This is a genomic window from Streptomyces speibonae, from assembly GCF_984686075.1.
The window spans coordinates 7,379,969-7,400,586 of sequence record NZ_OZ480260.1 but is presented as its reverse complement, the minus strand read 5'-3'; the positions used below and the strand labels follow the sequence as shown (position 1 = coordinate 7,400,586).

At 73.5% G+C, this 20,618-nt stretch carries 1 protein-coding gene; it reads right to left on the bottom strand.

The window, feature by feature from the left end; translation table 11 throughout:
* Positions 1-42 precede the first annotated feature (42 nt).
* Complete coding sequence (locus tag AC5L3C_RS33265) at positions 43-20,613, bottom strand: SDR family NAD(P)-dependent oxidoreductase (protein ID WP_493652830.1); 20,571 nt, start codon at positions 20,611-20,613, stop codon at positions 43-45.
* Positions 20,614-20,618: the final 5 nt, after the last annotated feature.

Genomic DNA, 20,618 nt, shown 5'->3' with positions numbered 1-20,618 from the left:
CTGAGAGGCAGTCATCTTGAGCTCCACACACGTCGATCCGGGTCAGGATTCGTCATTGCCAAGGGCGCCGGCCAAGCGGACAAGGTCCTCCACGTCCATGCTCTGGATGTGACTGATCCGGTCGGCCTCCGGCTGCCGACGGGCCTCCCGCGCCAGCCGCAGGATCACGTCGAGCACGCCGGCCGCGCGCAATTGCTCCACGGAGACGGACGCGACGGCCTCGCGGACCTCCTCGTCGTCCGCGCCCCCTGCCGGTTCCGCGAGCGCCGCGGGTGGCTCGGCCGGGGCCAGTCCCAGCTTGTCGTAGAGGTGGCCGGTCAGCCCCGAGGCCGTCGGGTAGTCGAACACCAGCGTCGGGGTCAGCCGGATGCCGACGGCGGCGGAGAGCCGGTTGCGCAGTTCGACGGCCATCAGCGAGTCGAAGCCGAGGCTCATGAACGTCGTGTCCGGGTCGACAGCGTCGGGCCCGTCGTAGGCGACGACCCCGGCCACCGCCGACCGCACCAGATCCAGCAGGCTGTCCCGGCGCGCCTCTTCCGGCAGCCCTTCGAGACGCTGCCGGAACGTCGTCGCGTCAGCCGAACCCTCGGCCACGGTCCGGGTCCGCCGCACGGCGGGCCGCACCAGGTGCCGCAGCAGCGGCGGAATCTGCCCGCCGCGGGGCGACAGGTCCAGGTGGATCGGGACCAGCACGGCGTCGTCCATGGCCGACGCGGCGTCGAACAGCGCGAGTCCGTCGGCCGAGCCGATGGGCCGTACGCCCCCGTCGGTCAGCCTGACCACGTCCCGGTCACCGAGGCCGCCGGTCATGGCGCTGCGCTGCTCCCAGAAGCCCCAGCCCAGCGACTGGGCCGGCAGGCCCGCGGCCCGGCGGCGCTCGGCCAGCGCGTCGAGGAAGGCGTTGGCCGCGGCGTAGTTGGCCTGACCGGCCGCGCCGAACGTCGCCGACGCCGAGGAGAACAGCACGAACGCGGAGAGCTTGAGGTCGCGCGTCAGCTCGTCGAGCAGCAGCGCCGCGTCGGCCTTGGAGCGCAGTACGCGGTCCATCTGCTCCGGCGTCAGCGACGTGACCGGTGCGTCGTCGAGCACGCCGGCCGCGTGCACCACCCCGGTCAGCGGTCGGTCGGCGGGAATGCCGGCGACGACCTCGGCCATCGCCGTGCGGTCGGCCGCGTCACAGCGGACGGCCACCACCCGGGCGCCCGCCGCCGCCAGTTCCTCGACCAGACCCGGATCGGGGCCGGAGCGTGCGACCAGAACGAGATCGCGCACTCCGTGCCGGTCCACCAGGTGCCGTGCGGTCAGCCCACCGAGGACACCGCTCGCACCGGTGATGAGGACCGTGCCGTTCGGGTCCCACTTCGGCTCCTCGCCGGTCGGCGCGGCCCGTACGAGACGCGCCGCGAGTACGGCACCGTCCCGGACCGCGACCTGCGGTTCGCCGCAGGCCACGGCGACGGGCAGCCACTGGTGGACGTCGTCGGCCGGACCGAGGTCCAGCAGCACGAACTGACCGGGGTGCTCGATCTGCGCCGCCCTGACCAGGCCCCACACCGACGCGGGCACCGCGTCCCCGGCTCCGGGCCCGGCCGCACCGCGGGTGACGAACACCAGACGCCGGTCGTCCTCGTACTCCGCGGCCAGCCACTCCTGGACCCGGCCCAGCGCCCGGTGGGCGACGGCGTGCACGTCGTCGTCGGGTCCGGTGAAGTCCCCCACCTCGTACAGCGGTACGCGCGTGCCGTCGGCGGTCGCCGGATGCCAGTCGACCCGGTACAGCGACCGTACGCGGGCGGCCTCCAGTTGTCCTGCCACGAGCGGGCGCGTCACCAGCGACTCGACGGCGGCGACCGGGGTTCCGGCGGCGTCGGCGACGGTGATCGCGACCTCGTCGGTGCCCGTCGTCGTCAGCCGGACCCGCAGGGTCGTCGCGCCCGACGCGTACAGGCTCGTCCCGCCCCAGGTGAACGGCAGCCGGATGCCGGCGGCGTCGCCCGCTGACGGGCCACCCTGGACGGCCGCCAGCCACAGCGCGTGCAACGCCGCGTCCAGGAGCGCCGGATGCAGGCCGAACCGCCGGGCACGATCGTGCTGCGCCTCGGGCAGGGCGACTTCGGCGTACACGTCGTCGCCGTGGTGCCAGGCCGCCCTGAGCCCCTGGAATCCGGGACCGTACTGATAACCGTGCTCGGCGAAGCGGGTGTACAGGCCGCTGGTGTCCAGGGGTTCGGCCCCGGCCGGGGGCCACGGCCCGGTCAGGTCCTCCGCCGTCGCCTCCCCGGTGATGAGCGTGCCGGTCGCGTGCCGGGTCCACTCCTGGTCGGCGGGAGCGTCCTCCTCCCGTGCGTACAGGTTGAGCGAGCGCCGCCCGGACGTGTCGGGCACGCCCACCGAGAGCTGCAGGGTCAGTCCGGCGCGGTCGGGCAGGACGAGCGGTGCCTCCAGGGTCAGCTCCTCGACCGTGCCACACCCGAGCTGCGCTCCCGCATGCTGGGCCAGCTCAAGAAACGCCGTACCCGGCAACAACACCGTCCCGTTCACCGCATGGTCCGCCAGCCACGGATGCGACCGCAACGACAACCGCCCGGTGAACAGATACGCCCCCGCCTCCGCCAACGGCAACGCGGCACCCAGCAACGGATGCTCCGCACTGCGCAGCCCCACCGCACCCACGTCACCACGCGACACGGAAGCCTCCAGCCAATACCGCTGATGCTGGAAGGCGTAGGTCGGCAGATCCCGGTAGGGCGGGACGCCTCCGTAGAACGAGGTGAAGTCCACCTCGACTCCACGGACGAACAGTTCACCCGCCGACGTCAGGAAACGGTGCAGACCGCCCTCGTCACGGCGCAAGGTGCCTGATATCACCGCTTCGTCACCGACGGTCTCGTCCAGCCCCACCGTCAGGACGGGGTGGGCACTGACTTCGACGAAGACGTCGTGGCCGTCGCCGGCAAGCTCCCGTACTGCGGCCTCGAACTGGACCGGCCGGCGCAGGTTGCGGTACCAGTACCCGCCATCAAGGCGCGTGCCGTCGGCCCATCCGACGTCCACCGTGGAGAAGAACGGCACCCTGGCGGTCCGCGGTGACACGGGCGCAAGGACGTCCAGGATCTCCTGCCGGATCTCCTCCACATGCGCCGAGTGCGAGGCGTAGTCGACCGGGACGCGGCGGGCCCGCTCCACGGAGGACAGGACCGTCTCCAGCCCGGCCGGATCACCCGCCACCACCACCGACAAGGGGCCGTTCACCGCCGCGACCGACACACCCTCCGGCAACAACCCGCGCACCTCGTCCACCGGCAACGGCACCGACACCATGCCCCCACGACCCGCCAACCCCCTGATCGCCCGGCTCCGCAGAGCCACGACCCGCGCACCGTCCTCCAACGACAACGCACCCGCCACCACAGCAGCGGCAATCTCCCCCTGCGAATGCCCCACCACCGCATCCGGACGCACCCCCACCGACTCCCACACCGCAGCCAGCGACACCATCACCGCCCACAACACCGGCTGCACCACATCCACCCGGTCATACACACCCGAGCGCACCACCTCCGCCAACGACCAGTCCACAAACGGCTCCAACGCGCGCTCGCACTCCCCGAACCGCGCCGCGAACACCGACGACGACCCCAGCAGTTCCACCGCCATCCCCGACCACTGCGACCCCTGCCCCGGAAAGACGAACACCGTCCTGCCCACCGGCCCCGCCACACCACCCGTCAGCGGCTCGCCATCCGCCACCGCCCGCAGACCCGCCGCGAACTCCTCCGCCGAACCACCCACCACCACCGCACGATGCTCAAACACCGACCGGCCCCACAACGCCGCACCCACCGCCGCGCGGTCCTCCCCCACCAGCGGCCCAAGCTGTGCCGCCTGCGCACGCAACGCCCCCACCGAACGCCCCGACACCACCCACGGCACCACACCCGACGGCACACCCGATGCCTCAACCGGCTCCCCCACCGGCGCCTGCTCCAGAATCAGATGCGCGTTCGTACCGCTGAGGCCGAACGACGACACGCCGGCGCGGCGAGGCCCGTCCCAGGGCCGTTCCTCGGTCAGCAGCTCCACTCGGCCCGCCGACCAGTCGACATGCGGCGACGGCTCGTCCACGTGCAGAGTTCTGGGCAGCACCCCGTGTCGCAGCGCCAGCACCATCTTGATGACACCGGCCACGCCGGAGGCGAGCTGGGTGTGGCCGATGTTGGACTTCACCGAGCCCAGCCACAGCGGTTCCTCGCGGTTCTGCCCGTAGGTGGCCAGCAGCGCCTGCGCCTCGATCGGGTCGCCCAGCGTCGTGCCCGTGCCGTGCGCCTCGACGGCGTACACATCGGAGGGCTCCAGCCGGGCGTTGGCCAGCGCCTGCCGGATGACGCGCTGCTGCGCGAGACCGTTGGGCGCGGACAGGCCGTTGGAGGCGCCGTCCTGGTTGATGGCGCTGCCGCGGATCACCGCGAGCACCGGGTGACCGTTACGACGGGCGTCCGACAGCCGTTCCAGGACGACCATGCCGACGCCCTCGGACATTCCCATGCCGTCGGCCGCGGCGGCGAACGCCTTGCAGCGGCCGTCGGCGGCGAGTCCGCGCTGCCGGCTGAAGCCGATGAAGCCCTCCGGTGTGGCCATCACGGTGACACCGCCGGCGAGGGCGAGCGAGCACTCGCCCGAGCGCAGCGCCTGGCCCGCCAGGTGGATGGCGACCAGCGACGAGGAGCACGCCGTGTCGACGCTGACCGCCGGCCCCTCCAGTCCCAAGGTGTACGCGATGCGGCCGGACGTGACGCTGGCGGAGCCGCCCGTGACCATCTGGCCCTGGAGTCCCTCGGGGACCTCGGCGTTGACGCCGTACCCCTGATAGCCGGTGCCGACGAAGACGCCGGCCCGCGCGCCCCGCTGGCTCTCCGGGTCGATGCCGGCCCGTTCGAACGCCTCCCACGCCGTCTCCAGGAGCAACCGCTGCTGGGGGTCCATGGTGAGCGCCTCACGGGGGCTGATGCCGAAGAACACCGGGTCGAAGTCGCCCGCTGCGGTGAGGAAGCCGCCCTGCCGGGTGTACGACGTGCCGGGCTTGTCGGGGTCCGGGTCGTAGAGGCCGTCCACATCCCAGCCGCGGTCGGCCGGGAAGTCCGAGACGACGTCACCGCCCGCGCGCAGCAGCTCCCACAGCTCCTCCGGGCTGCTGACACCGCCCGGGAACCGGCAGGCCATGCCCACCAGTGCGATCGGCTCGTCCTCGGCCGCGCCCACGACGGTGGCCTCCGGGGCTGCGGTGTCCTGGGTCAGCTCCGCGCGCAGATGACGGGCTACGGCATGGACGTTGGGGTGGTCGAAGACGACCGTGGTGGGCAGCCGCAGTCCGGTCGCGGCGTTGAGCCGGTTGCGCAGTTCCACCGCGGTGAGCGAGTCGAACCCGATGTCGCGGAAGGCGCGCCTGGGGTCGACCGCGTCGGCTCCGGAGTGACCGAGGACCGAGGCGACCGCCTCGCGGACGAGTGCGACGAGTTCGGCCTCGGACAGCCGGGCCGCCACCGGTGCGACGGCGATGGACTCCTCCAGGATCTGGGCCTGAGCCGCCACCTCCGGGATTTCGTCCAGCAGGGGACGGGGCCGGACGGAGGTGAAGACGGGCGCGAAGCGCGACCAGTCCACATCGGCGACGGCGAGGAACGTCTCGTCGTCGTCCATGGCCCGTTGGAGCGCCGCGACGGCCGCCTCCGGGTCGATGAACGGCAGCCCCTGGCGGCGTACCCGGTCCATGTCCAGGCCGCCGGGCATGGCGGCCGACTCCACGAGGTTCGGGGTGTTCCAGATGCCCCAGGCGAGGGAGGTGGCCGGTGTGCCGCATGCGCGCAGGTGCTCGGCGAAAGCGTCGAGGAAGGCGTTGGCGGCGGCGTAAGCGCCGTGGTCGCCGCTGCCCCAGACCCCGGCGATCGAGGAGAAGAGGAGGAAAGCGTCCAGGTCGGGCAGAAGTTCGGCCAAGTGGACCGCGCCCGCGACCTTGGCGTGCACGACGTTTTCGAACTCGGTCAGCGAGGTGTCGGCCAGCGACGCGATCTGGATGAGTGCAGCGGCGTGGACGACCGTGCGGACGGGAGTGCCCGCCGCGTCCAGCCGCTCCACCAACGCCTCCACCGCCGTACGGTCGGTGACGTCGCAGGCTGCGTACTCGAGGCGTGTCCCCGACTCGGCAAGTTCCGCGGTGAGTTCGGGGGCGCCGGGCACGTCCGCGCCGCCGCGTCGGCCGGCCAGCACCAGATGCTCGGCTCCCGCGGCGGCCAGCCAGCGGACGATGTACGGTCCGACCGCGCCCGTGGCACCGGTGAGCAGGACGGTGCCACGCGGGCGCCAGGACCTCCGGGCCGGCCCGCCCTCCTGTGGGGCACGGGTGAGGCGGCGCACCAGGGTGGTGCCGCCGCGGACCGCCCACTGGTCCTCGTCACCGGCGCCCGCGAGCACGGCGCGGAGTTCGGCGGCGGACCGCTCGTCGTACTCGGCGGGCAGGTCGACCAGGCCACCCCAGAACTCCGGGTGCTCCAGGCCGATGACACGACCGAGCCCCCACACCGCCGCCTGCGCGGGCTGCCGCAGGTCCGCGGCGCCGCCCGCGGAGGTGGCGCCCCGGGTCAGGCACCACAGCGGCGCGGTCCAGCCCGCATCGTGCAGCGCCTGGGTGAGCACGGTGGTGAGCGCCAGGCCCGTGGTCAGGCCCGGGTGTTCCGGGTCGGGCCGCTCAGCCAGGGCCAGCAGCGACAGCACGCCCTCCGGCCGTGCCCGGTCGGCGAGGGCCGAGGCCAGTTCCCGGCGACGGGTGCCGGCGGGGACGACGTACTCCTCGACTCGGGCACCGCGCTCGGTGAGCGCGAGGAGTGCGCCAGCCACCCAGGCGTCCTCGCGGTGCCCCTCGGGGACGACCGCCAGCCAGGTACCGGGCAGGGGCCGTGCCTCGGGCGTGGCCCGGCGCCAAGTGACGCGGTAGCGCCAGGAGTCCGTGGAGATCTCCGGGGACGGTGGCGCCAGCCAGTACCGTTCACGCTGGAAGGGATAGGTGGGCAGGTCCACGTGCCGGCCACCCGGGTAGAGCGCGGCCGGGTCCACGTCCACGCCGTGCGCCCAGGCGGTGCCGAGCGAGGTCATGAAGCGGCGCAGGCCGCCGTCGTCGCGGCGCAGGGTGCCGACCGCCAGGACCGCGGTGTCGCCGCCGATGTCCTCGGCGGTCTCCTCGACGGGCATGGTGAGGACGGGGTGGGCGCTGACCTCGATGAAGGCGCCGTGGCCGTCGCCGGCCAACTCGCGCACGGCCGCCTCGAACTGGACCGTCCGGCGCAGGTTGCGGTACCAGTACCCGGCATCGAGGTTCGTGCCGTCGGCCCATCCGACGTCCACGGTGGAGAAGAACGGCACCCTGGCCGCGCGGGGTGACACGGGCGCGAGCACGTCCAGGATCTCCTGACGGATCTCCTCCACATGGGCCGAGTGCGAGGCGTAGTCCACCGGAACACGGCGGGCCCGCTCCACGGAGGACAACACCGCCTCCAGACCGGCCGGATCACCCGCCACCACCACCGAGGACGGGCCGTTCACCGCCGCGACCGACACACCCTCCGGCAACAACCGTTGGACCTCGTCCACCGGCAACGGCACCGACACCATGCCCCCACGACCCGCCAGGACGGTGATGGCCTTGCTGCGCAGGGCGACGACGCGCGCACCGTCCTCCAGCGACAACGCACCCGCCACCACAGCAGCGGCGATCTCCCCCTGCGAATGCCCCACCACCGCATCAGGGCGCACCCCCACCGACTCCCACACCGCAGCCAGCGACACCATCACCGCCCACAACACCGGCTGCACCACATCCACCCGGTCATACACACCCGAGCGCACCACCTCCGCCAACGACCAGTCCACAAACGGCTGAAGTGCACGCTCGCACTCCCCGAACCGCGCCGCGAACACCGGCGACGACCCCAGCAGTTCCACCGCCATCCCCGACCACTGCGACCCCTGCCCCGGAAACACGAACACCGTCCTGCCCACACCGGAGGCGACCGGGTTGTCTAGGGCGGACAGGCCGGCCGTCCAGTCCTCGGCATCGCAGCCGACCACGACCGAGCGGTACTCGAACGCGGTGCGGGTCGCCAGGGTGTGGCCGACGTCCACGGGGTTCTCGCCGGCCAGCGGCCGCAGCCGCTCGGCCAGGGCCACCACGGCCTCCGGCGTACGGCCCGACAGCAGCCACGGCACGACCGTCGCGGGCGGGGCGGGCGGCGCGGCGGCCGGGGGTACCGACTCGATGATCGCGTGCGCGTTGGTGCCGCTGATACCGAACGACGACACACCGGCCCGGCGCGGGCCGTTGCCGTCGGGCCACTCACGGGCCTCGGTCAGCAGCTCGACCCTGCCCGTGCTCCAGTCGATGTGCGGCGACGGCTCGTCGACGTGCAGCGTCCTCGGGAGCATGCCGTGCTGCATGGCCAGCACCATCTTCATGACACCGGCCACACCGGCCGCCGCCTGCGCGTGACCGATGTTGGACTTCACCGAGCCCAGCCACAGCGGCCGCTCCGCCTCACGGTCCTGCCCGTAAGTGGCCAGCAGCGCCTGCGCCTCGATCGGGTCGCCCAACGACGTACCCGTACCGTGCGCCTCCACCGCGTCCACGTCGGACGGTTCCAGGCCCGCGTTGGCCAGCGCCTGCCGGATGACCCGCTGCTGCGAAGGCCCGTTGGGCGCCGTCAGCCCGTTGGAGGCACCGTCCTGGTTCACCGCGCTGCCGCGCACCACGGCCAGCACCGGGTGCCCGTTACGACGGGCGTCCGACAACCGCTCCAGCAGCAGGACGCCGATGCCCTCGGCCATGCCGAAGCCGTCGGCACCGGCCCCGAAGGACTTGCACCGGCCGTCCGCGGCCAGGCCGCGCTGCCGGCTGAACTCCACGAATCCGCCCGGTGTGGCCATCACCATGACACCGCCGGCGAGCGCGAGGGTGCACTCGCCCGAGCGCAGCGCCTGGCTCGCCAGGTGCAGGGCGACCAGCGAGGAGGAGCAGGCCGTGTCGACGGTGACCGCGGGCCCCTCCAGGCCGAAGGTGTACGACAGCCGGCCGGAGACGACGCTCGCCGAGTTGCCGGTGGCGATGTAGCCCTGGCCGGCGTCCGGGGTCCCGGCCAGCAGGGTGACGTAGTCCTGGCTGTTGGTGCCCATGAAGACGCCGCCGGGCGTGCCCTTGAGCGAGGCCGGGTCGATGCCGGCCCGCTCGAACGTCTCCCAGCTGGTTTCCAGGAGCAGCCGCTGCTGCGGGTCCATGGCCAGCGCTTCGCGCGGCGAGATGCCGAAGAAACCCGCGTCGAACTCGCCCGCGGCGTCGAGGAATCCGCCCTCCCGCACGTAGGAGGTCCCCGCGCGGTCGGGGTCGGCGTCGTAGAGGCGGCCGACGTTCCAGCCGCGGTCGGTGGGCAGCCCGGTGATCGCGTCACCGCCCGATGCCAGCAGCTCCCACAACGCCTCGGGGGTGCTGACGCCACCGGGGAACCGGCAGCCCATGGCGACGATGGCGATCGGCTCGTCGGAGGCCGCTGCCACCGGGGCGGCCGCCGCGGCGGTGCGGGTGCCCGCCAGTTCGGCGAGGAGATGGGCGCCCAGGGCCACGGGGGTCGGGTAGTCGAAGACGAGGGTGGCCGGCAGCTTCAGGCCGGTGGCCCGCGTCAGCCGGTTGCGCAGTTCCACTGCGGTGAGCGAGTCGAAACCGAGCTCTCGGAAGGCCCTGCCGGCTTCGACGTGGTCCGGGGAGGCGTGGCCGAGGACCGCGGCCGCGGTGCCGCGTACGAGGTCGAGGACGTACCGCTGTCGCTCCGGCTCCGGCATGGCCGCGAGCCGGTCCCCGAGGGACGACCCGGTGCCCGCGCCGGTGGCCGCCCGACGCACGGGCGTGCGCACCAGGCCGCGCAGCACGGGGGACAGCGTCTCCGCCTGCCGGCGCAGCGCGTCGTGGTCGACGCGGACCATGACGGGCGCCGCGAGGTCCGTCGCCAGGGCGGCGTCGAACAGGGCGAGGCCCTGCTCCGTCGAGAGCGGCATCATGCCGGACCGGGCCATCCGGGCGACGTCGCCGTCGTCCAGCCGCGCGGTCAGGCCGCTGCGCTCCGTCCACATGCCCCAGGCCATGGACTGGGCGGGCAGCCCTGCCGCCCGCCGGTGCTGGGCGAGGCCGTCGAGGAAGGCGTTGGCAGCGGCGTAGTTGGCCTGGCCGGGGGCGCCGAAGCTGCCCGCAGCCGACGAGAACAGCACGAACGCGGCCAGATCCTGGTCCCGCGTCAACTCGTGCAGGTGGAGGGCGGCGTCGGCCTTGGCGCTCAGGACCCGGCCCAGGCGTTCGGGCGTAAGGTCGGCCAGGACGCCGTCGTCGAGGACGCCCGCGGTGTGCACGACCGCGGTCAGCGGCCGGTCCAGCGAGTTCAGTACGTCGGCCAGCGCGTCCCGGTCGGAGACGTCGCAGGCGATGGCGCGGACGTCGGCGCCGGAGATCTCCGGGGCGGCGCCGCTGCGGCTGAGCATGACCAGGTGGCGGATGCCGTGCTCGGCCACGAGGTGTCGGGCGACGAGCCCGGCCAGCACTCCGCTGCCGCCGGTGAACAGGACCGCGCGCTCGGGGTCGAGCCGGCGGGGCGGGGTGAGGACGAGCTTGCCGACGTGCTTGGCCTGACTGAGGAAGCGCATCGCCTCGCGGGCGCGGCGCAGGTCCCAGCTGCGGGTCGGCAGCGGCGTCAGCACGCCCCGCTCGAAGAGGGCGAGCACCTCGGTCAGCATCGCGTGGATCCGGTCGAGGCCGGCGTCCATCAGCTCGAAGGCGCGGTAGCGCACCCCCTCGTAGGCGGCCGCCACCCGCTCGGGGTCGCGGAGGTCGGTCCTGCCCATCTCGATGAAGCGTCCGCCGCGCGGCATCAGGCGCAGCGAGGCGTCGATGAGCTCGCCGGTGAGGGAGTTGAGAACGACGTCCACGCCGCGGCCGCCGGTGGCGGTGAGGAAGGCGCTCTCGAAGTCGGCGGTGCGGGAGGAGGCCAGGTGGCCGGCGTCGAGTCCGGTCGCGTCCCACTTGCCGGTGCTGGCCGTGCCGTAGACCTCGGCGCCGAGGTGGCGGGCGAGCTGGACGGCGGCCATGCCGACGCCGCCCGCGGCGGCGTGCACGAGGACGGTCTCGCCGGCGCTCAGATCTGCCAGGTCGACCAGTCCGTGGTAGGCGGTGAGGAAGACCACGGGGGTGGCGGCGGCCTGTTCGAAGGTCCACTGCTCGGGCATCCGGGCCAGCATCCGCCGGTCGGCGACCGCGAACGGCCCGTAGCAGCCGGGGAACACCCCGAAGACCCGGTCCCCGACCGCGAGATCGGTGACGCCCGGCCCGGTCGCGGTGACGACTCCGGCGCCCTCGATGCCCATCGGGCCCGGTTCGCCGGGGAGCAGGCCGAGGGCGTTGAGCGCGTCACGGAAGTTCATGCCGGCGGCGCGGACCTCGATGCGCACCTCGTGGTCGGCCGGCGGGGCGAGCAACTCGGGCGCGGGCAGCAGCGCCAGGTTCTCCAGCGTGCCGCGTTCCGTGGTGCGCAGCAGCCACGCGGGCGTGCCGTCGGCGGGTGGCAGCAGGGTGTCCCCGGTGCCGGCGCGGGCCAGCCGCGGCCGGTGGGCGACGCCGTCGCGGAGCACGAGCTGCGGTTCGCCGGTCGCCGCGGCGGCGGCCATCAGGAGGTGGGACGCCTCGTCGGAGTCGATCAGGACGAAGCGGTCGGGGTGCTCCGCCTGAGCGGAACGGACCAGGCCCCACACCGCGGCGTGCGCGGGATCCACGTCGGCGTCCGGCTCTGTGGCCACGGCCGCTTCGGTGCGGACGACGAGGGTGCGGTCCTCGGTGAGGGCCGCCTGCAGCCGGGCGAGCACCTGCGTGGTCACCTCGTGGACCGAGCCGTCGCCGACGGCGAACACCTCGGGCTCCGGGTGCCTGCCGTCGGTGTCGAGCGTCAGTACCGGCCACTGGACGTGGTACGGGAGCTCGCGAGAGGTGCGGAACAGGGCGGGGTTGAGCGGGCGGACCACCAGTGAGCCGACGGTCACGACGGGTTCGCCGGACTTGTCGGCGGCCGCGATCGTGATCGAGTCGGGCCCGTCCGTGGCGACCCGGACGCGCAGCACGTCGGCGCCGGACGCCGACAGGGAGACCCCGCGCCAGGAGAACGGCAGCCGTGCCCCGTCGTCGGAGAAGAACGCGCCCAGGCCCGCCGCCTGGAGCGCCGCGTCCAGCAGTGCGGGGTGCAGACCGTACGCGTCGGCGTCGTCGGTCTGTTCGTCGGGGAGGGCGACCTCGGCGTAGAGGGTGTCGCCCTGTCGCCAGGCGGCGCGCAGCCCCTGGAAGGCCGGGCCGTAGACGAAGCCGTTGTCGGCCATGCGGCCGTAGTAACCGTCGAGGTCCATCGCCTCGGCCCCGGCCGGGGGCCAGGCATGGGCGGTGAAGTCGGCGGGGGCGCTCGCCTCGGCGAGCATGCCGCCCGCGTAGCGGGTCCATTCCTGGTCGGCGGGCGCGTCCTCGGCCTTGCCGTGGACCGTCAGCCGCCGGCTGCCGTCGGGGGCGGGCGCGCCGACCACGACCTGGATCGCGATTCCGGCACGGTCGGGCAGGACGAGTGGTGCCTCCAGGGTCAGCTCCTCGACCGTGCCACACCCGAGCTGCGCTCCCGCATGCTGGGCCAGCTCCAGGAACGCCGTACCCGGCAACAACACCGTCCCGTTCACCGCATGGTCCGCAAGCCACGGATGCGACCGCAACGACAGCCGCCCGGTGAACAGATACGCCCCCGCCTCCGCCAACGGCAACGCGGCACCCAGCAACGGATGCTCCGCACTGCGCAGCCCCACCGCACCCACATCACCACGCGACACGGAATCCTCCAGCCAGTACCGCTGATGCTGGAAGGCATAGGTCGGCAGATCGCGGCAGGGCGGGACGCCTCCGTAGAACGGGGTGAAGTCCACCGCCACGCCACGGACGAACAGTTCACCCGCCGACGTCAGGAACCGGCGCAGACCGCCCTCGTCGCGGCGCAGGGTACCGACGGCCAGGACGTCGGCGGTCTCCTCGACGGGCAGGGTGAGGACGGGGTGGGCGCTGACCTCGACGAAGACGTCGTGGCCGTCGCCGGCCAGCTCCCGTACCGCGGCCTCGAACTGGACCGTCCGGCGCAGGTTGCGGTACCAGTACCCGGCATCGAGGCCCGTGCCGTCGGCCCATCCGACGTCCACGGTGGAGAAGAACGGCACCCTGGCGGTCCGCGGTGACACACCTTCCAGAGCCTTGAGGATCTCTTGCTGGATCTCCTCCACGTGGGCCGAGTGCGAGGCGTAGTCCACCGGCACACGGCGGGCCCGCTCCACGGAGGACAACACCGCCTCCAGACCGGCCGGATCACCAGCCACCACCACCGAGGACGGACCGTTCACCGCCGCCACCGACACACCCTCCGGCAACAACCGTTGGACCTCATCCACCGGCAACGGCACCGACACCATGCCCCCACGACCCGCCAGGACGGTGATGGCCTTGCTGCGCAGAGCCACGACGCGCGCACCGTCCTCCAGCGACAACGCACCCGCCACCACAGCAGCGGCGATCTCCCCCTGCGAATGCCCCACCACCGCATCAGGGCGCACCCCCACCGACTCCCACACCGCAGCCAGCGACACCATCACCGCCCACAACACCGGCTGCACCACATCCACCCGGTCATACACACCCGACCGCACCACCTCCGCCAACGACCAGTCCACAAACGGCTGAAGTGCACGCTCGCACTCCCCGAACCGCGCCGCGAACACCGACGACGACCCCAGCAGTTCCACCGCCATCCCCGACCACTGCGACCCCTGCCCCGGAAACACGAACACCGTCCTGCCCACCGGCCCCGCCACACCACCCGCCAACGCCTCACCATCCGCCACCGCCCGCAGACCCGCCGCGAACTCCTCCGCCGAACCACCCACCACCACCGCACGATGCTCGAACACCGACCGGCCCCACAACGCCGCACCCACGGCAGCAGGATCCTTATCAACCAGCGGCCCAAGACGCCCCGCCTGCGCACGCAACGCCCCCACCGAACGCCCCGACACCACCCACGGCACCACACCCGACGGCACACCCGATGCCTCAACCGGCTCCCCCACCGGCGCCTGCTCCAGAATCAGATGCGCGTTCGTCCCACTCACACCGAAGCTGGAGACACCGGCCCGGCGCGGAGCACCCTCCTCCACCCACTCCCGCGCCTCGGTCAACAGCTCCACCCGGCCCGCCGACCAGTCGACGTGCGACGACGGCTCATCAACGTGCAGGGTTTTGGGCAGCACACCGTGCCGCATCGCCTGCACCATCTTGATGACACCGGCCACACCCGCCGCCGCCTGCGCGTGACCGATGTTCGACTTCAGCGAACCCAGCCACAGCGGCCGCTCCGCCTCACGGTCCTGCCCGTAAGTGGCCAGCAGCGCCTGCGCCTCGATCGGGTCGCCCAACGACGTACCCGTACCGTGCGCCTCCACCGCGTCCACGTCGGACGGTTCCAGGCCCGCGTTGGCCAGCGCCTGCCGGATGACCCGCTGCTGCGAAGGCCCGTTGGGCGCGGACAGCCCGTTGGAGGCACCGTCCTGGTTCACCGCGCTGCCGCGCACCACGGCCAGCACCGGGTGCCCGTTACGACGGGCGTCCGACAACCGCTCCAGCAGAACCACTCCGGCGCCCTCGCCGAAACCCGCGCCGTCGGCGGCATCCGCGAACGCCTTGCAGCGGCCATCGGGGGACAGACCGCGCTGGCGGCTGAACTCGGTGAAGAGGACGGGGGTCGACATGACGGTGACGCCGCCGGCGAGGGCGAGCGAGCACTCGCCCGAGCGCAGCGCCTGGCTCGCCAGGTGGATGGCGACCAGCGAGGAGGAGCACGCCGTGTCGACGCTGACCGCCGGCCCCTCCAGGCCGAAGGTGTAGGCGATACGGCCGGAGAGCACGCTGGGCGAGGTGCCGGTGCCGAGGAAGCCCTCGATCTCCTCGGGCACCTCGGTGACGCGTGCCGCGTAGTCCTGGGACATCACGCCGGCGAAGACGCCGGTGGCGCTGCCCTTGAGATCCTGCGGACGGATGCCGGCACGTTCGAACGCCTCCCAGCTGGTCTCCAGCAGGAGCCGCTGCTGCGGGTCCATGGCCAGCGCCTCGCGCGGGCTGATGCCGAAGAAGCCGGGGTCGAAGTCGGCGGCCTCGGCGAGGAAGCCTCCCTCCCGTGTGTACGAGGTGCCGCGGCGGGCGCCTTCGGGGTCGTACAGGCCCTCCAGGTCCCAGCCGCGGTCGCCGGGGAAGGCGGTGATGGCGTCACCGCCGGAGGCGACGAGGTTCCACAGGTCCTCGGGGGTGCGGACGTCCCCGGGGAAGCGGCAGCCGATCGAGACGACGGCGATCGGCTCGTCCACGGCGACGGTCCGCACCGCTTCGGCGGCCGTGTCCTGTTCCTCGCCGAGTTCGGCGAGGAGGTGTTCGGCGAGGGCGATGGGGGTCGGGTGGTCGAAGACCAGGGTCGCCGGGAGCTTGAGGCCGGTGACCGCGTTGAGGCGGTTGCGCAGTTGGACCGAGGCGAGCGAGTCGAAGCCGAGGTCGCGGAAGGCCCTGCTGCCGTCGATGACGTCGGCGGAGGCGTGACCGAGGACGGTGGCGACGCGGGTGCGGACCAGGTCGACGACGGCGCCGAGCCGGTCGGCGGCGGGCAGGGCGGCGAGTTGTGCGGCCAGGGAGGTGGTGTCCTCGTCGGGCTCCTGCGCGGCGGCGGCCCGGCGGGGCGGGGTGCGGACGAGTTGGCGCAGCAGCGGCGGGACCGGGTCGGCGGAGGCGCGCAGGACGGGCAGGTCCAGGCGCATCAGGACGAGCAGCGGGTCCGGGGCGCACAGCGCCTGGTCGAACAGTGCGAGACCCTGCTCGACGGTGAGGGGCGGCATGCCGGAGCGGGCGATGCGGCGCAGGTCGGCCTCGTCGAGGTGGCCGGTCATCGCGCTGGCCGGTTCCCACAGGGACCAGGCGAGGGACTGTGCGGGCAGCCCGGCAGCGCGGCGGTGCTGGGCCAGCGCGTCGAGGTGGGCGTTGGCGGCGGCGTAGTTGGACTGGCCGGGGCCGCCGAAGACGCCGGAGGCGGAGGAGAACAGGATGAACGCGGACAGGTCGAGGTCGCGGGTCAGCTCGTGGAGGTTGACCGCGGCGTCCGCCTTGGGCCGCAGGACGGTTTCGAGGCGCTCGGGGGTCTGGGCGGTGACGACGCCGTCGTCGAGCGCGCCGGCGGCATGGATGACGGCGCGCAGCGGCCGGCGCAGTCCGTCGAGGACCGTTTGCAGCGCCGCGCGGTCGGCGGCGTCGCACGCCACGATGTCGACGTCGGCGCCGAGTCCGGTCAGTTCCGCGCGCAGTTCCGGGGCGTGTCCGGTGCGGCTGAGCAGGACGAGGTCGCGTACGCCGTGGTGGGTGACGAGGTGCCGGGCGAGGTGGGAGCCGAGCAGGCCGGTGCCGCCGGTGATGAGGACGGTGCCGTCGAGGGCGGCGGGGGCGCCGTCGGAGCGGGCGCGCTCCAGGCGAGGGGCAAGGAGGCGGGCGCCGCGCACGGCGAGCTGGTCCTCGCCGGCGACGAGGGGTGTCTCGGTGCCGTCGGTGTCGGTGTCCACGAGGACGAAGCGTCCGGGGTGTTCGGACTGGGCGGACCTGACCAGGCCCCACACGGCGGCGCCCGCGAGGTCGGTGACGTTCTCCTCCGGGGCGGTGGACATCGCTCCGGTGGTCACGAACGCCAGGCGTCCCGGCTCGTCGTCGGCGATCCAGCGCTGCACTTCGGCGAGGGCGTGGTGCACGGCGGTCCGGACGTCGCCGCCGGACTCGATGCGTACGGTCGCGGCCGGTCCTGCGGTGCCGGGCACCGCGGTCACCGGGGTCCAGGCCGGGCGGAAGAGGGAGTCGGCGCCGGGGGCGCGCACGGTGTTCCCGGCGGGTGGCCGCAGGGTGAGGGACCGGACCGAGGCTACGGGCCGGCCGGCGGGGTCCGCGACGTGTACGGAGACGGCGTCCTGTCCCGCGGGCGCGATGCGGACGCGGAGGGCGGTGGCGCCCTGGGCGTGCAGGGACATGCCGTTCCAGGAGAACGGCAGCCGGGCCTCGGCGGTGTCGGCGAGGGCTGTGACGTGCAGTGCCGCGTCGAGCAGCGCGGGGTGCAGGCCGAAGAGGCGGGCCGCGTCCCGCTGGTCCTCGGGGAGGGCGACCTCGGCGAAGAGCTCGTCGCCGAGGCGCCAGGCCGTGCGCAGGCCCTGGAAGGCCGGGCCGTATCCGAAGCCGGCCGCGGCGCAGCGGTCGTAGAGGCCGGCGGGGTCGATCGGGGTGGCGTCGCGCGGCGGCCAGACGGTGAGGTCGGCGGCGGGGCTGACGGGCGCGGCGGACAGGGTGCCGCTCGCGTGGCGGGTCCACTCGTCGGTGCCGTCGGGGGCGGCGTGCAGGGTGACCGTGCGGCGGCCGGCCCGGTCGGGGGCGCCGACCGCGAGCTGGATGGCCACGGCGCCGTTCTCGGGCAGCACGAGCGGGGTTTCCAGGAGGAGTTCCTCGACCTGTTGGCAGCCCACCTGGTCGCCGGCGCGGGCGGCGAGTTCCAGGAACGCCGTGCCGGGCAGCAGGATCGCGCCGCGCACCTTGTGGTCGGCGAGCCAGGGGTGGGTGCGTGCGGAGAACCGTCCGGTGAGCAGGGCGCCGTCGGTGTCGGCGAGTGCTACGGCGGCGCCGAGCAGCGGGTGGTCGGCGGAGCCGAGGCCGGCCTGGGCGACGTCGCCCTGCCGGCCGGAGTGGTCCTCCAGCCAGTAGGCCTCCCGCTGGAAGGGGTAGGTGGGCAGGTCGACGCGGGTTCCGCCGGGGAGGAGCGCGGTGAGGTCGGTGGGGACGCCGGTCACGTGGAGTTCGGCGAGGGAGAGCAGGAACTGGTCCCAGCCGCCCGCCTGGCGCCGCAGGGTGCCCACCACCGTGCCGGCGACGGTCTCCTCGATGGCCGTGGTCAGCACCGGGTGGGGGCTGACTTCGACGAACACGTCGTGGCCCGCGGCGCCGAGGGCGCGGACCGTGGTCTCCAGTTCCACGGTCCGGCGCAGGTTGCGGTACCAGTACTCGGCGTCGAGGGCCGTGGTGTCCAGCAGTCCGCCGGTGACCGTGGAGTAGAAGGGGATGCCGGCGCTGCGGGGTGTCAGGTCGGCGAGGGCGGTGAGCAGTTCCTCGCGGACCTCCTCGACGTGGGCGGAGTGGGAGGCGTAGTCGACCTGGACGCGGCGGACGCGTACGTCGTCCCAGGTGTCGAGGGCGGCGAGGGCGGCGGTGTCGCCGGAGACGACGACGGACGAGGGGCCGTTGACGGCGGCGACGGACAGGCCGGGGCCGATGCGGCGCCGGGTCTCCTCGGCGGAGAGGGCGACGGCGGTCATGCCGCCGCGGCCGACGAGGGTGTTCAGCACCTTGCCGCGCAGGGCGACGATGCGCGCGCCGTCCTCCAGTGAGAGGGCGCCGGCCACCACGGCCGCGGCGACCTCGCCCTGGGAGTGTCCGACGACGGCGTCCGGCCGGACCCCGGCCGCCTGCCAGAGGGCGGCGAGGGAGACCATCACGGCGAACAGCACCGGCTGGACGACGTCCACCCGGTCAGGGCCGCCGGAGCGCAGGACGTCCTCGAGGGACCAGTCGACGTGGGGGGCGAGGGCGTCGGCGCACTGGGCGATCCGGTCGGCGAAGACGGGCGAGGTGTCGAGGAGGTCCGCGGCCATGCCGGTCCACTGGCTGCCCTGTCCGGGGAAGACGAAGACCACATCGCGGGTGGGCCGGGCGGTGCCACGGACCAGGAGGGGGTGTTCCTCGTCACGGGCGAGGGCGGCGAGTGCGGCGTCGGTGTCGCCGCTGTCGCCGCCGACCACGACGGCGCGGTGTTCCAGCGCGGCTCGGGTGGTGGTCAGGGAGTGGCCGACGTCCAGCGGGTCGAGGCCGGTGAGGGCGCGCAGTTGGGCCGCGCGGGCGCGCAGGGCCTGCGGGCTGCGTGCGGAGAGCGTCCAGGGCACGACGGGTGGGGCGGTCACCGCGGCGGGCGCCGCATCGGCGCCGTCGGTGTCGGGGGTTCCGGTCTCCCCCGGTTCCCCGGGCTCCGGTGCCTGTTCGAGGACGACGTGGCTGTTGGTGCCGCTGACGCCGAAGGAGGAGACGGCGGCGCGGCGGACCCGGTCCGTCCCGGGCCATGGCTGGAGTTCGGTGGCCAGCCGGACCGTGCCCGCCTCCCAGTCGACTTGGGGCGTGGGCCGGTCCGCGTGCAGGGTGGGCGGCACCTGGCCGTGCCGCATGGCCTGCACCATCTTGATGATGCCGCCGACTCCGGCGGCGGCCTGGGTATGGCCGATGTTCGACTTCAGCGAGCCGAGGAGCAGCGGCTGTTCGGGACTGTGCGCGCGGCCGTAGGTGGCGAGCACCGCCTGTGCCTCGATGGGATCGCCGAGCGGGGTGCCCGTGCCGTGCGCCTCGACGACGTCGATGTCGACCGGGGTCAGCCCGGCGTTGGTCAGGGCCTTGCGGATGACCCGTTGCTGGGCGGGGCCGTTGGGCGCGGTGAGCCGGGAACTGGCGCCGTCCTGGTTGACGGCGGTGCCGCGGACGAGGGCGAGCACGGGGTGGCCGTGGCGCCGGGCGTCGGAGAGTCGCTCCAGCAGGAGGATGCCGACGCCCTCGCCCCAGCCGGTGCCGTCGGCGCCGGCGGCGAAGGACTTGCAGCGGCCGTCGGCGGCCAGGCCCCGCTGCCGGCTCATCTCGGTGAACGCGGCGGGGGTCGACATCACCATGGCGCCGCCGGCCACAGCGAGCGTGCACTCCTCGGAGCGCAGGGCCTGGACCGCCAGGTGCAGTGCGACCAGCGACGACGAGCAGGCGGTGTCGACGCTGACCGCGGGGCCCTCGAAGCCGAAGGTGTAGGAGATGCGGCCGGAGGCGACGCTGTCGGAGTTGCCTCCGGCGAGGAAGCCCTCGACCTCCTCGGGCACCCGGCGCAGCCGGGAGCCGTAGTCCTGGTACTGCATGCCGGCGAAGACGCCGACCTGGTCGCCGCGCCGGGCCTGCGGGTCGATGCCGGCCCGTTCGAAGGCCTCCCAGGTGGTCTCGAGGAGCAGCCGCTGCTGGGGGTCCATGGCGAGCGCCTCGTTCGGTGAGATGCCGAAGAACTGCGGCTCGAAGCCGGAGACGTCGTCGAGGAAGCCGCCTTCGCGGGCGTAGCTGCTGTCCGGCCGGCTGCCGTCGGGGTCGTACAGCCGTTCCAGGTCCCAGCCGCGGTCGTCCGGGAACGGGGTGACGGCGTCGGTGCCGGCGGCGACCATGCGCCACAGGTCCTCGGGGCTGTTGACGCCGCCGGGGTAGCGGCAGGCCATGCCCACGATGGCGACGGGTTCGGTGTCCTTCGCCTCGAGGTGGGTCAGCCGCTGTCGCGTGCGGTGCAGATCGGCCGTGACCCGCTTGAGGTACGTACGGAGCTTGTCGTCGTTCACTGCTG